The sequence below is a fragment of the Vreelandella sp. 162(4c) genome (genome assembly GCF_058152265.1).
This window is the reverse complement of sequence record NZ_CM176981.1, coordinates 2,017,956-2,030,662: the sequence shown is the minus strand read 5'-3', so window position 1 is coordinate 2,030,662 and position 12,707 is coordinate 2,017,956. Positions and strand designations below refer to the sequence as shown.

General features: G+C 56.0%; 15 protein-coding genes. 9 read left to right on the top strand and 6 right to left on the bottom strand.

The features are described 5' to 3' along the window. Positions 1–178: 178 nt before the first annotated feature. A complete protein-coding gene (gene rpoH, locus AC4EYZ_RS09160; protein ID WP_022520210.1) occupies positions 179–1,045 on the top strand; it encodes an RNA polymerase sigma factor RpoH in 867 nt (288 codons plus the stop codon). A 93-nt stretch (positions 1,046–1,138) separates the two neighbouring features. On the opposite strand, the gene slmA is transcribed toward rpoH, so the two are convergent. The 5 genes from slmA to coaBC form a co-directional block, all read right to left on the bottom strand. Then, entirely contained in the window at positions 1,139–1,747 is a 609-nt protein-coding gene (gene slmA / locus AC4EYZ_RS09155; protein WP_490204231.1) for a nucleoid occlusion factor SlmA, read from the bottom strand. A 19-nt stretch (positions 1,748–1,766) separates the two neighbouring features. Further along, on the bottom strand, positions 1,767–2,666 hold the full coding sequence (gene argB / locus AC4EYZ_RS09150) for an acetylglutamate kinase (protein ID WP_007111740.1): 900 nt from the start codon (positions 2,664–2,666) through the stop codon (positions 1,767–1,769). Positions 2,667–2,787: 121 nt separating this feature from the next. Then, entirely contained in the window at positions 2,788–4,185 is a 1,398-nt protein-coding gene (locus tag AC4EYZ_RS09145; protein ID WP_457547854.1) for a phosphomannomutase/phosphoglucomutase, read from the bottom strand. A 61-nt stretch (positions 4,186–4,246) separates the two neighbouring features. Further along, positions 4,247–4,705: a dUTP diphosphatase gene (dut, locus tag AC4EYZ_RS09140; RefSeq protein ID WP_233974523.1), complete on the bottom strand. Its 459-nt coding sequence runs from the start codon at positions 4,703–4,705 to the stop codon at positions 4,247–4,249. Then, positions 4,702–5,997 (bottom strand): bifunctional phosphopantothenoylcysteine decarboxylase/phosphopantothenate--cysteine ligase CoaBC, encoded by a 1,296-nt coding sequence (gene coaBC, locus AC4EYZ_RS09135; protein ID WP_490204230.1) that lies wholly within the window; start codon positions 5,995–5,997, stop codon positions 4,702–4,704. Before coaBC ends, dut begins: the two co-directional genes overlap by 4 nt. 175 nt (positions 5,998–6,172) lie before the next feature. On the opposite strand from coaBC, the gene radC reads away from it, so the two are divergent. From radC to ald, 7 genes are all read left to right on the top strand, one after another. Then, the gene (gene radC / locus AC4EYZ_RS09130) at positions 6,173–6,847 is read left to right on the top strand and encodes a RadC family protein (RefSeq protein WP_009288617.1); all 675 of its coding nucleotides are present in this window, start codon (positions 6,173–6,175) and stop codon (positions 6,845–6,847) included. 258 nt (positions 6,848–7,105) lie between these two features. Further along, on the top strand, positions 7,106–7,342 hold the full coding sequence (rpmB, locus tag AC4EYZ_RS09125; RefSeq protein WP_022520205.1) for a 50S ribosomal protein L28: 237 nt from the start codon (positions 7,106–7,108) through the stop codon (positions 7,340–7,342). Positions 7,343–7,410: 68 nt separating this feature from the next. Then, entirely contained in the window at positions 7,411–7,566 is a 156-nt protein-coding gene (gene rpmG / locus AC4EYZ_RS09120; protein ID WP_022520204.1) for a 50S ribosomal protein L33, read from the top strand. Positions 7,567–7,723: 157 nt separating this feature from the next. Then, complete coding sequence (gene mutM, locus AC4EYZ_RS09115; RefSeq protein WP_022520203.1) at positions 7,724–8,566, top strand: bifunctional DNA-formamidopyrimidine glycosylase/DNA-(apurinic or apyrimidinic site) lyase; 843 nt, start codon at positions 7,724–7,726, stop codon at positions 8,564–8,566. 152 nt (positions 8,567–8,718) lie between these two features. Then, positions 8,719–9,909 carry a class I SAM-dependent rRNA methyltransferase gene (locus tag AC4EYZ_RS09110; protein WP_022520202.1) on the top strand — a complete coding sequence of 397 codons (1,191 nt, stop codon included), beginning with the start codon at positions 8,719–8,721 and terminating at the stop codon, positions 9,907–9,909. A gap of 64 nt (positions 9,910–9,973) precedes the next feature. Then, a complete protein-coding gene (locus tag AC4EYZ_RS09105) occupies positions 9,974–10,408 on the top strand; it encodes an acyl-CoA thioesterase (RefSeq protein ID WP_009288620.1) in 435 nt (144 codons plus the stop codon). Between the two features lie 174 nt (positions 10,409–10,582). Beyond that, positions 10,583–11,701, top strand: a complete 1,119-nt coding sequence (gene ald / locus AC4EYZ_RS09100) for an alanine dehydrogenase (RefSeq protein ID WP_474191905.1) — start codon at positions 10,583–10,585, stop codon at positions 11,699–11,701. A gap of 60 nt (positions 11,702–11,761) precedes the next feature. Here ald and AC4EYZ_RS09095 read toward each other — a convergent pair whose 3' ends face one another. Further along, entirely contained in the window at positions 11,762–12,010 is a 249-nt protein-coding gene (locus AC4EYZ_RS09095) for a SlyX family protein (RefSeq protein WP_022520200.1), read from the bottom strand. 112 nt (positions 12,011–12,122) lie between these two features. On the opposite strand from AC4EYZ_RS09095, the gene AC4EYZ_RS09090 reads away from it, so the two are divergent. Beyond that, positions 12,123–12,668 carry a cold-shock protein gene (locus tag AC4EYZ_RS09090; RefSeq protein ID WP_022520199.1) on the top strand — a complete coding sequence of 182 codons (546 nt, stop codon included), beginning with the start codon at positions 12,123–12,125 and terminating at the stop codon, positions 12,666–12,668. Positions 12,669–12,707 lie beyond the last annotated feature (39 nt).

The window sequence follows — 12,707 nt, the reverse complement described above, 5'->3', positions numbered from 1 at the left end:
TGGTAATGCTTAACCTGCGAACTTTATGCTTGCGTTAAGGTCTCAGTATCGCAGACATTCGTATGACTGAATGTGTATGACTGAATGTGTATGACTGAATTAGTATCACGGTTTTGTAATAGGTTATTGATAACGTGCTACGTCAACCACGATGGGTTACAGGGGAGACCACCTGCACATGAGCACTAGTCTTCTACCGGTGGGGCAGCTTTCGCCCGGCGGCGATCTGGGCGGTTATATCCGCGCAGTCAATGGAATTTCGGTATTAACGGCCGATGAAGAGCGTGAGCTCGCTTATCGCCTCTATGATGAAGGCGATCTGGAAGCCGCTCGTCGTTTGGTACTGTCGCATTTGCGCTTTGTGGTGCATATCGCGCGTAGCTATTCGGGCTATGGGTTGCCCCAAGCGGATTTGATTCAAGAAGGTAACGTTGGCTTGATGAAAGCCGTCAAGCGCTTCGATCCGAACCAGGGCGTTCGTCTGGTTTCGTTTGCCGTGCACTGGATTAAAGCAGAAATTCACGAATTTGTGTTGCGCAACTGGCGGATCGTTAAGATTGCCACGACCAAAGCCCAGCGCAAGCTGTTCTTTAACCTGCGCGGTGCGAAGAAGCGTTTGGCGTGGTTGAACAACGACGAAGTGGACGCCATCGCCAAAGATCTCGACGTTAAGCCCGAGATCGTGCGCGATATGGAAGGGCGCTTGTCGTCTTACGATGCAGGCTATGATGCTCCGGCAGGCGATGATGAAGAGAGCACCTATCAAGCGCCGGTGCACTTCCTGGATGATTCCGCTTCCGACCCTGCCACGCAGTTGGAAGATAGCAACTTCGAGGAAGACTCGACGCGCCGTTTGCAGCTTGCCCTCGAAGGGCTTGATGAGCGCTCGCGGGATATTCTCCAGCGCCGCTGGTTAGCCGATAGCAAAGAGACGCTGCATGATCTGGCCGACGTCTACGGCGTCAGCGCGGAGCGTATTCGCCAGCTCGAAAAAAATGCCATGAAAAAGCTGCGTCAGAAAATGGGTGAGGAAATGGTCGCCTAAGACCACGCTGAATGCACAATTTGTGGCTTTTCAGCATTAAAAAAACCGGCTCCCGTTAAAGGAGCCGGCTTTTTGTGCAGCCAGCACGCGAGCCTAAGCAGGCTGTGCCGTGGCGCGCAGTAAGTGGGCCGACAGCAGCGACCACTGATCTTCCCAATGTTCGGTGGGCAAGCGCTTAAAGTCGCTGCGCACATACTGTGAAATTCGCCCCTCCGCCTGGGCCGCTAACAAATTGGCAGCGGCAGAGGCAGGAATCGTGGGGCGTAGGCCTTCACGCAGTTCGGCTTCGCGCAGAATCTGCTTAAGCTGCATTTCCAGGCGTTCAAACAGCTGGTTGACCCGCTGGCGTAGCCGTGCGGTTTCGCCGGTGAGTACGTCGCCGCCCATCACTCGTGCCAGGCCAGGATTTTTCTCAGCAAAGCCCAGCAGCAGCGCGAGTATGGTGCCGCAGCGGGAGTTGGCGTCGGGAACGTCTTCTAAAATACGCGTGATGCGGGCAAAAATACTCTCTTCGATAAAGTCAATCAGCCCCTCAAACATACGCGCTTTGCTGGGAAAGTGGCGGTAGAGCGCCGCTTCTGAAACGCCTACCTGGCGGGCGAGGGCGGCTGTGGTAATGCGCTTGCCGCTATCTTCCTCGAGCATCAATGCCAGGGCTTGGAGAATTTGCTCGCGGCGGCGAGGTTTTTGATCTTCGCTCATAATGTGACCTCCGTCGCGGTTAGCTCGCGTCCTTGATTTGAGTACCTACCCCAGCATTGGTGAAAATTTCCAGTAACACCGCGTGGGGGACACGGCCATCAATAATGTGCGAGCTGTTCACGCCGCCCTTCACTGCATCCAGCGCGCAGCGGATTTTGGGCAGCATGCCGCCATAAATCGTGCCATCGGCGATCAGGTCATCCACCTGAGCGGTGCTTAAACCGGTGAGCACTTCACCTTCGGTGTTCATTAACCCGGCGACATTGGTGAGTAGCATCAGCTTTTCTGCATTGAGCGCTTCGGCGATCTTTCCCGCTACCAGGTCAGCGTTGATATTGTAGCTGTGGCCTGCGGCGTCGACGCCAATCGGTGCAATCACCGGAATAAAATCACGCGCTGCCAGCATCTCGATAAGCTCAGTTGAGATCGACTCCACTTCGCCCACATGGCCAATATCGATGATCTCGGGCGCCGTCATTTCGGGACTTTGGTGCTCAACTTTGAGCTGGCGGGCACGAATTTGTGAGCCATCTTTACCGGTCAAGCCAATCGCTTTACCGCCGCTTTGATTGATCAGGTTGACGATGCTTTTGTTGACCAAGCCGCCCAGTACCATCTCGACCACGTCCATGGTTTGCGAGTCGGTAACGCGCATGCCGTTGACGAAGCGAGATTCAATGTTGAGCTTTTTGAGCAGGTCTCCGATCTGCGGCCCGCCGCCATGCACCACCACCGGGTTGATGCCGACTTCCTTCATTAACACGATATCGCGGGCAAAGGAGTCGATCAGGGTGCTTTCGGTCATGGCGTTACCGCCATATTTGACCACCACGGTTTTGCCGGAGAACTGCTGAATATACGGGAGGGCTTCGGAAAGCACCTCCACAACGACCTGGGGATCGCGACTGGCTGAACTCATGAGGTTGTCCCTTGCGAACGTTTATTATGCTGCTAACGTTTATGCTGATTGAGTGGTGAGGGTCGCGCTTTCTAGGTGGTCGCGATCCCTTCAGCGCCTAACTATTTGAAGAGCTATCTGTCTACTGGGGTAGCTCAATGTCTGGCGCGACGCGCCGAAGCGCGTCGTTAAAAACTGCTTTGATGCGTGCTAGCGCGGCCTCGTCTTTCCCTTCAAAGCGCATGACCAGTGCAGGCGTGGTGTTCGAGGGGCGGCACAGCCCCCAGCCATCCTGGTAGTCAACGCGAATGCCGTCCAAAGTTGTTTTTATACCTTCGCCGAAGTCGCCCTCGCGAGCAAGCTTATCCACCAGAGAAAATTTGTTATCGTCGGTAACCGCTATATTAATTTCCGGTGTGGCAACGTCTTGAGGGAAGTTGGCAAAAAAAGTATCGGCGTCGTCGGCTTGATTGGCGAGAATCTCTACCAGCCGAGCGGCGGCGTAGAGGCCATCGTCAAAACCATACCAGCGCTCTTGGAAAAAAATATGCCCACTCATCTCGCCACCAAGCTGAGCGCCGGTTTCCTGCATACGCGCCTTGATCATCGAGTGCCCGGTACGCCACATTTCCGGTTCGCCGCCGGCCTCGCTGATCACTTTGACCAGGTTGCCGGTGCACTTAATATCGAAAATAACCTTGGCCCCAGGTTGGCGCGCGAGCATATCGGTGGCAAACACCATCAGCAGGTGGTCGGGATAAATCAGCTTGCCAGTGGGTGTGACAACGCCCAGACGGTCGCCATCACCATCGAAAGCAAGGCCAATGTCGGCCCCGGTTTCGTGCACTTTGCGGATCAGATCCTGGACATTTTCCGGCTTGCCCGGATCAGGGTGGTGATTGGGGAAATGGCCGTCAATTTCCGCAAACAGCGGGATGGTCTCAATACCTAACCGTGCCAGCAGCTGCGGACCGAGTTCCCCGGCAACGCCGTTGCCGCAGTCGACCACGGCTTTTATCGGTCGGTTGATCTTAACGTCGCCTAGAATGCGCGTTAAATAGCGTTCACGAACATCCTGCTGGGTGATACTGCCTTGAGCATTGTCTAAGCTACTGTCTAGGTTGCCGGACTGGATACGTTCAAACAGGGCTGTAATCGCATCACCAGAGAGCGTTTCGCCGCTCAGCACAATTTTAAAGCCGTTATAGTCAGGCGGATTGTGGCTACCGGTGACCATTACGCCTGAGTGGGTGCCTTCCAGTATGTGAGTGGCGAAGTAGAGCACCGGGGTGGGCACCATGCCGATATCGATCACATCGCGCCCTGCGGCGTTCAGGCCACGCATCAGCGCTGCTTGCAGCCGAGCGCCTGAAAGGCGACCGTCGCGGGCGACTACCACGCTGGATTCGCCCCGCGCGGCGGCCTCAGAGCCGACAGCACGCCCGATCATTTCTACCGTCTCTTCAGTGAGCGTGTCGTCAACGATACCGCGAATATCGTAGGCGCGAAAAATCGAAGCGGGTACAGACTGTGCGTTCATAGGGCTTCCCAGCTAAATAGACGTTTCCTTAAAAGGGTTCCTAAACAGGCGCGACCACTCGTTACTGACTGCCCGTACTGCCAAACCCGCCGCCGCCCCTTGAGGAGTCTTCAAACGCGTCCACCAAGGAGAGTTCGGCCTGTACCACAGGCACAAGCACGTACTGTGCCAGCCGATCGAAGGGGGTTAGCGTAAACGAGCTCTGACCACGGTTCCAGACCGAAATCATTAGTTCGCCCTGGTAATCTGAGTCGATTAAACCCACTAAATTGCCTAGCACGATGCCATGTTTATGCCCCAAACCGGAGCGCGGCAGGATCATGCCTGCCAAGCCCGGATCTTCAATATAGATGGCAATGCCGGTGCGTACGAGCTGACAATCGCCGGGCGCTAATATTAACGGCTCATCCAGCAGGGCGCGCAGATCCATTCCCGCCGAGCCAGCTGTCGCGTAGGCAGGGAGGTAGTCGTGCAAACGCTCATCTAATACTTTGCACTGCAGGCGGGGGCGTGCACTCATGGGGATTCTCCAGATGTTTTCGTAGCGGCTGTTGTGGGTAGTAGGGCGAGCGCTTGACGGATGATGGTGGTGGCCAGCTGTGTCTTCGGCTGTGTAGCTTCTGAGCGGCTCTCGACGCCTTGAGGGGTGCGCCAGAGTATCCAGGCGGCGTTCTGGTCGCTGCCAAAGCCCAGGCCAGCCTGGGAGACGTCGTTGGCGACGATCATATCCAGCCCTTTGCGCTGTAATTTATCCCGTGCGTAACGCTCAACCTCCTGGGTTTCGGCGGCAAAGCCGATCACCAGCGGGCGCTGTTTGGCGGGCAGTGCCGCGACGCCGGCGATGATATCGGGATTTTTAACCAGGGTCAGGGTGAGTGTGTCGCTATCATCCTGCTTTTTGAGCTTATGCTCGGCAGGGGCTGCCGCGCGATAGTCGGCGACAGCCGCGCAGCCGATAAACAGCGCCGCTTGAGGCGCTAGCCGCTGAGCTTCAGCGTGCATCTGCTCGGCTGACTCAACGTCAATTCGAGTGACGCCCTGGGGAGTGGGTAGGTTAACCGGCCCGCTGATCAGCGTCACCTTGGCCCCTTCAGCTACCGCGGCTGCGGCCAGGGAAAAGCCCATTTTCCCCGAGCTTTGATTGGAGATGTAGCGCACGGGATCCAGTGGCTCACGGGTAGGGCCAGCGGTGATCACAATATGGGGTGCATGTGAGTGAGGCGCTGTGGTGATAGGGGCAGCAAACAGCGCCGTAACCGCGCTAAAAATCTCTTCAGGCTCGCTCATGCGGCCTGGCCCCACATCGCCACAGGCCTGGTCACCGGCGGCGGGGCCTATGAGCTGCCAACCGTCATGCTCAAGCTGCGCTACGTTACGCTGGGTGGCGGGGTGGCGCCACATAGCCTGGTTCATCGCCGGGGCAATCAGTTTGGGCGCTTCTGAGGCCAGGCAGAGCGTAGTGAGCAGGTCGTCGGCCATACCGTGCACCAAACGAGCGATAAGGTCGGCAGTCGCCGGAGCGATCAGCACTATATCCGCCCAGCGGGCCAGCTCAATATGGCCCATGCCCGCCTCGGCTTCGGGGTCGAGTAAAGAGGTGCGCACAGGCTCGCCGGAGAGCGCCTGCAGCGTGAGCGGGGTAATAAAGGCCTGGGCCCCGTCGGTCATCACCACGCGCACCTCGCAGCCCACCTGCTTGAGCAGGCGCACAAGCAACGCGCTTTTGTAGGCAGCGATACCCGCACTAACGCCGAGCAGTACGCGTTTGCCGGCGAGCGTCGACGCGCTTGTCGAGTTAACAGCAGAGGCCATGGTCAGTGATCCATATCCGCGTTCGTAAGGAGGCTTACCATACCATTGGCACCAACAATTTGGCATATTGAGCACAAACAAGGTTAAGCTAGGTTTAATGAGGCTTATGGCTGTAAAGCTATGCGTGTTGAGGCTGGCTTCGATCGACAAAGATGGGCAGCGCGGGTGAGGTGCGATGGGAATTAATCACTGGCCGGAAGGTGAGCGGCCCCGGGAAAAGCTATTAAATACTGGCGCCCAGGCGCTCTCAGATGCCGAGTTGCTGGCAATTTTTTTGCGTGTTGGCGTACAGGGTCGTTCGGCGGTCGATTTAGCGCGGGATTTACTCAGCAGTTTCGGTGGTTTGCGCCAACTGCTAGAGGCCGATCAGGAAAGCTTCTGTGCTGCCCGTGGGTTAGGTAGCGCCAAGTACGCTCAGCTCCAGGCGACGCTTGAGCTGTCGCGGCGCCATTTAGCCAGCCAGTTGGCGCGGGGCAATGCGCTGACATCACCTGCCTTGGTGCGCCACTACCTGAGTTCGCAGCTACGCCATTTAGGGCATGAGGAGTTTGCGGTGCTTTTTTTGGATACTCAGCACCGAATTATTCGCTATGAATCGCTGTTTCGCGGTACCCTAGACAGCGCATCCGTTTACCCCCGCGAAGTTGCCAAGCGCGCATTAGAGCTGAGCGCTGGCGCCGTTATCCTGGCGCATAACCACCCTTCTGGTGTGGCAGAGCCAAGCGATGCTGATCGACGTATCACGGAACGCCTCAAAGAGGCGCTGGTACTTTTTGACGTGCGCGTGCTGGATCATTTCGTGGTGGGGGATGGAGAAGTGATCTCTTTTGCCGAGCGCGGCTGGCTATAAGCAGTATAAGAATGCACTGTTCTATGCCGTTTTGATTAAGTAAAATGAGCAAAAAAGTGCTTTTCCAGCCTTTTTTGTGGGTTTTGCTTGCTGTAAGTCGGGTGCTCTGGTATAAAGTGCCACCTTTAAACTTGGGTTGAATAACGGATTTGGATAAAGCTTGGCGGTTAACGGCGTCGACACCTTCCCTGCTCCGGTTTGCCCGACAGTTTTGAACACTCAGGTTATTATATCCTGGCCAAGCAGTTGGAGGCTCTAATGTCCAAAGTATGTCAGGTTACCGGCAAGCGTCCGGTAACTGGAAATAACGTTTCACACTCCCAGCGTAAGACACGTCGTCGTTTCTTGCCGAACCTGCACACCCATCGTTTTTGGGTTGAGTCTGAGAACCGCTTCGTCAAGCTGCGCGTTTCCACTAAAGGAATGCGCATCATCGACAAGAAAGGTATCGACACAGTTTTGGTTGCTATTCGTAAGCGTGGCGACGCTATCTAAGCCAGCTTTATTATACAGAGCCCTTTGGGCCAGGTATTTTGGGCCAAGCATTTTGGGAGAGTTAAACCATGCGCGATAAAATCAAGTTGGTGTCCAGTGCCGGTACAGGCCACTTCTACACCACTGATAAGAACAAGCGGAACACTCCGGATAAATTCGAATTCAAGAAATTCGACCCGGTCATCCGTAAGCACGTGATCTACAAGGAAGCGAAGATCAAGTAATCGCTTTTGCGATGTTGATCGGCTTCCACTGCAGGCGAGCGCCTGTTCAAAAACCCGGCCTCAAGCCGGGTTTTTGCATGCATGTCTTTCGTGTGTCGCATGCTTCGCTAAACCACCTTCATTAGGCTGTCACTACAGGCAGGTACGATGTCTAAATATGCCCGAACTTCCTGAAGTTGAAACCACCCGACGCGGGATTGCTCCCTATATTGAAGGCCAGGAAGTCACCGAAGTGCTGGTGCGTCAGCCGCGGCTGCGTGTGCCTGTGCCCGATGATCTGGCCGAGCGGTTGGTAGGTGCGCGCATTGGGGGGTTGATGCGGCGGGCAAAATACCTGCAGATTCCTATCCAGGCTGGCGGCGCGCTTGAAGGTGACGCTAGCGCGACGCTGCTCTGGCACTTGGGTATGTCGGGCAGTCTGCGGATTGCCCGGGTGGGGGATTTGCCTAAAAAGCATGACCACGTGGACGTGGTGACTGCCAGCGGCTATGTGCTGCGCTATCACGATCCCCGTCGGTTTGGCTTTGTGGATTGGCAGGCCGCAGACGCAGCGCAGGATAAACGGCTTGCTCACTTGGGCCCTGAGCCGCTGTCTGATGCGTTTAACGGCAAATGGCTCTACACGCTCTCGCGCAACAAGCGCGTGGCAGTAAAACCGTTTCTGATGGATAACCAGGTGGTTGTTGGTGCCGGGAATATCTACGCGGCAGAGGCGCTATTTATGGCCGGCATTGATCCCCGCCGTGCGGCGGGGAGAGTTTCCCGTGCTCGCTATGACGCCTTGGCCCTGGCCGTGAAAGACGTGCTGGCGGCGGCAATTACCCAAGGTGGCACCACGCTGCGGGACTTTGTCAGTGGCCAGGGTGAGCCCGGCTACTTTGCCCAACGCCTTAATGTTTATGGCCGCCACGGCCAACCCTGTTTGCGCTGTGGCGCTGAGCTTCGGCGCATTACGCTTGGCCAGCGTGCTAGTGTGTTCTGCCCCGGCTGCCAGCGCTAATGGCTACCTATCAGTGCTACTGTTTTATTTAAGTATTGCTTTGCCTCATCTTTTGCCTTGTCTGAGTTTTTAAAACACGGGTTTTTAAGCCCAGGTTTTAAGACACAGGTTTTTAAGGCAAGGTTTTAAAGACAAAATTTTTGGAGATTGCTGTGACCCAACGCCTGCGCCTGAATAAAAATGCCGACCGCCGTCTTAAAGCGGGCCATCTTTGGATCTACTCCAATGAGGTGGATATCAAAGAGACGCCGCTGAAAAACTTTGCGGCAGGCGAAACCGCACTGGTAGAAGCCTCCAATGGCAAAGTAATGGCCGTCGCGTATGTAAACCCTCATTCGTTAATTGCTGCCCGGATAATGTCTCGTGACCCCGAGATGCGCTTGGATCGTTCGCTGTTTGTACACCGCTTTAATCAAGCGTTGGCACTGCGTCAGCGCCTTTATGCGCAGCCGTTCTACCGCTTGATCCACGGCGAAGGCGACCTGTTGCCAGGTTTGGTGATCGATCGTTTTGGTGATGTCCTCGTCGTGCAGCTCAATACCGCGGGTATGCAGGCGCTGGCGGATGAAATTGTCGACGCGCTGGAAAAAGTCATCAAACCGGAGGTGATCGTCTTCCGTAACGATACTGGCGGCCGTCGTCAGGAAGGTCTTGAGGCCCACGTTGACGTCATCAAAGGTACGCTGCCTGACGAAGTGGTGCTCGAAGAGAACGGCGCTCACTTTGTGGTGCCGGTGCTGAACGGTCAGAAGACCGGCTGGTTCTTTGATCACCGGGTTAATCGCGAGTGGATCAATCGCAATGTGGAAGGTAAGCGCGTGCTGGACGTATTCAGCTACGTAGGCGGTTGGGGCGTCCAGGCGGCTGTTCATGGCGCGAAAGAGGTGATGTGCCTGGACTCTTCAGGCCCGGCGCTGGCTCAAGTGGCGCGCAACGCCGAGCTGAATGGCGTGCAGGAGAAGGTAGCGGTTAGTGAGGGAGATGCATTTGAAGCGTTAGCAGCGTTGAAGGCAGAGGGCGAGGAGTTTGACGTGGTCATTCTTGACCCGCCAGCGTTTATCAAAAAGCGCAAGGACATTCCCAACGGTGAGCGTGCCTACGCCCGCTTGAACCGCGAGGCCATGCGCCTGCTGGGTCGCGATGGTCTGCTGTTGTCTGCGTCCTGCTCCATGCACCTGGCGCCCGAGCGGCTAATGGACGTAGTGCGTGGTGCGGTTCGCCACCAGGATCGTCACGGGCAGGTGATTTTCCAAGGCCACCAAGGGCCTGATCACCCGGTGCATCCGGCTATCCCTGAAACGTCTTACCTGAAGGCGCTGGGTGTGCGTGTGTTCCGCGACTAGTTCAGGTAGCTAGAGTTCAGAGAAGTCAGCGTGTAGGGGAGTAAAGGTACACAGGAGTTAGCCGATGGAGTGGGCGCTGCCCGATCCTTTTGTGATCGATATCCGCGTGGCCGATGAGGCGATCGATGCTTATCAGCACGTCAACAACAGTGAATACCTGCGCTGGGTTGAGCAGATTAGCTGGGCTCACTCGGTCGCGCTCGGCCTCTCTCTTGAGCGTTACCGAGAGCTTGATCGGGCCATGGTGGTTCACCGCCACGAGCTGGATTACCTGGCGCCTGCCTTTGCAGGTGATGAGCTACAGCTGGCTACCTGGATTGTCGATTGTGACGAGCGCTTTAGTTTGACCCGCCGTTTTCAGCTGGTGCGAGTCAAAGACGCTAAAACGTTGCTTTACGCCCGTACACGCTTTGCCTGCGTGGCGCTTTCAACAGGGCGGCCCAAGCGCCTGCCCGAGGAGTATCGGCGTATCTACGGCGGCGCAGTTATTGTGGAGTGACGTAGAACGAAGTGGATTTTTTCGTGTAGAACTGGCAATCGCTAGATTTTTCTCCTAAAAAACGCCTTGACCGGCGTTTTTTTTGTTTTTTGTTTCTGGGGTGGTGGTCAACGTTAGCTGTGCTGTAATTTGCTTAACAACATGACTGACCTTTAAAAGCACAGGAAAAATCCAATGAAAATTGCTGTCCCCAAAGAGATCAAAAATCACGAGTATCGCGTGGCCTTAACCCCTACCGGCGCACGGGAATTAGCCGGGCGCGGCCATCAGGTGAGCATTCAGGCCGGTGCCGGAGAAGGTGCAGGCTTTAGCGATGCTGATTTTCAAGCCGCCGGCGCACAAATAGAAGCGGATGTGGACACTTTGTGGCGCAACGCTGAGCTGATCCTCAAGGTGAAAGAGCCGCAGCCGGACGAAGTGGCGCGACTCACCCCACAGCATACGCTGTTCACCTATCTGCACCTGGCCGCTGAAGAGTCCCTTACCCGTGGGCTGATGGAGAGCGGAGCCACCTGTATCGCCTACGAAACCATTACCGATGCCCGCGGTGGCCTACCGCTGCTGGCGCCTATGAGCACCGTAGCGGGACGAATGGCGGTGCAGGCTGGGGCCCATAGCCTGGAGAAGGCCCAGGGCGGTGCGGGCGTGCTGCTGCCCGGTGTGCCGGGTGTGGCGCCAGGTAAGGTAACCGTGATTGGGGGTGGCGTGGTAGGCGAAAACGCTGCCCGCATGGCGTTAGGGTTAGGCGCGGAAGTTACCATTCTGGATAAGTCGTTAGCGCGGCTTGAAGTGCTGGATGACCGTTACCAGGGGCGCATTAAAACCGTTTACTCCACCGCAGACGCGCTGGAAACGGCCACCCGTGAGTCTGACATGATCATTGGCGCGGTGCTGGTGCCCGGCGCCGCTGCGCCAAAACTAATCACTCGCAGTATGCTGGCTGATATGAAGCCTGGCAGTGTACTGGTCGATGTTGCCATCGATCAGGGCGGCTGTTTTGAAACCAGCAAGCCCACCACCCATGCCGAACCGACCTATATCGTCGATGGGGTGGTGCACTACTGTGTGGCCAATATGCCCGGCGCGGTAGCGCGTACGTCCACCCAGGGGCTGACCAACGCCACGTTGCCCTTTGTACTCGCCCTGGCAGATAAGGGCTGGCAGCAGGCGCTGCATGACGACCCACACTTTCTCCCGGGCCTTAACGTGCACGCGGGGCAAGTCACCTACCAGGCCGTAGCGGATGCCTTTGGGCTGGAAAGTATCGACCCTGCGAGCGTTGTTGGCAGCTAAACTGTTGAAAGCTAGCTGTCGGCGGCTAATTAATTAGTCGCATCCGGGGCTGGCGTTAGTTCAGTAGTGGGGCGGAAGTTCATCCTCGGGGCGCTGGCCGCCCTGGGGTTCGCTTGCCTGGAGTGCCTGGTGCTGCTCACGCAGGCGTTCGCGCATTAGGCCGCTGAGCTGCTCCAGTTTCTCCAGGCGGCGCTCCTGTTGTACCACCGCTTGATCCAGGGTATCCAGCCAATGCTCTTGATGGGCTATGCGACTCTCTAAAGATTCAAGACGTTGAGCTAGGTCAACAGGCGATAATTCATGTGTCATGATAACATTGCAGCCTTATGTAGTAGTATGCCGGTGCTATTGGGAATGGGCCTGATAGTGCGGGTATTGTCCTTCGTCTGTTACCCATACAACAAGAGAGCTTTTTTTTTCTATGAACCCAAAAGTTGTGTTTCGCTGTTTCTTAATCAGTGTATTACTTGCCGCCCCCACGCCACTTTTGCTGGCGGGGATTGTTCATTTAACCGATAGTGCCCTCGCCGAGCTGTGGATGGCCGAGTTGGCAATCAGTGGAGTTAGCGGTGTCTATATCGCCGTTGCGATAGGTAGTTTTATTGTTCTGTGTATTGGCACATTAGCGTCTGCCGCTTTTGCGCCCTCGATCGTGGTGGCGTCCGATGCTGTGGTTCGTCCCAAGCCAGCAACGCGCCAACCCCAAGCGGCTGCACCGTTGGACGATGATGAGGAGGAAGACATCATCGATCCTAACGATGGCCGCGAAGAGGGTGAAGTAAAGTGGTTCAATACCAACAAAGGCTACGGTTTTATTACCCGCGATAATGGCGAAGATGTGTTTGTACACTTCCGTGCCATTCGTGGTCGTGGCCCGCGTATGTTGGCAGAAGGCCAAATCGTGCGTTATCACGTGATTAAAAATGAGCGTGGTTTGCAGGCCGACGATGTCAGTATTATTGAGTGAGCCCAACGGCTAGTTAAATTGATCGTTGGATAGTAACGA

Coding starts and splice junctions, on each gene's coding strand:
- argB (WP_007111740.1), bottom strand. CDS start 2,666: ATGAGTTCAGCCAGTCGCGATCCCCAGGTCGTTGTGGAGGTGCTTTCC.
- rpmG (WP_022520204.1), top strand. CDS start 7,411: ATGCGCGATAAAATCAAGTTGGTGTCCAGTGCCGGTACAGGCCACTTC.
- radC (WP_009288617.1), top strand. CDS start 6,173: ATGGGAATTAATCACTGGCCGGAAGGTGAGCGGCCCCGGGAAAAGCTA.
- AC4EYZ_RS09090 (WP_022520199.1), top strand. CDS start 12,123: ATGAACCCAAAAGTTGTGTTTCGCTGTTTCTTAATCAGTGTATTACTT.
- mutM (WP_022520203.1), top strand. CDS start 7,724: ATGCCCGAACTTCCTGAAGTTGAAACCACCCGACGCGGGATTGCTCCC.
- AC4EYZ_RS09145 (WP_457547854.1), bottom strand. CDS start 4,185: ATGAACGCACAGTCTGTACCCGCTTCGATTTTTCGCGCCTACGATATT.
- AC4EYZ_RS09095 (WP_022520200.1), bottom strand. CDS start 12,010: ATGACACATGAATTATCGCCTGTTGACCTAGCTCAACGTCTTGAATCT.
- rpmB (WP_022520205.1), top strand. CDS start 7,106: ATGTCCAAAGTATGTCAGGTTACCGGCAAGCGTCCGGTAACTGGAAAT.
- dut (WP_233974523.1), bottom strand. CDS start 4,705: ATGAGTGCACGCCCCCGCCTGCAGTGCAAAGTATTAGATGAGCGTTTG.
- slmA (WP_490204231.1), bottom strand. CDS start 1,747: ATGAGCGAAGATCAAAAACCTCGCCGCCGCGAGCAAATTCTCCAAGCC.
- coaBC (WP_490204230.1), bottom strand. CDS start 5,997: ATGGCCTCTGCTGTTAACTCGACAAGCGCGTCGACGCTCGCCGGCAAA.
- AC4EYZ_RS09105 (WP_009288620.1), top strand. CDS start 9,974: ATGGAGTGGGCGCTGCCCGATCCTTTTGTGATCGATATCCGCGTGGCC.
- rpoH (WP_022520210.1), top strand. CDS start 179: ATGAGCACTAGTCTTCTACCGGTGGGGCAGCTTTCGCCCGGCGGCGAT.
- ald (WP_474191905.1), top strand. CDS start 10,583: ATGAAAATTGCTGTCCCCAAAGAGATCAAAAATCACGAGTATCGCGTG.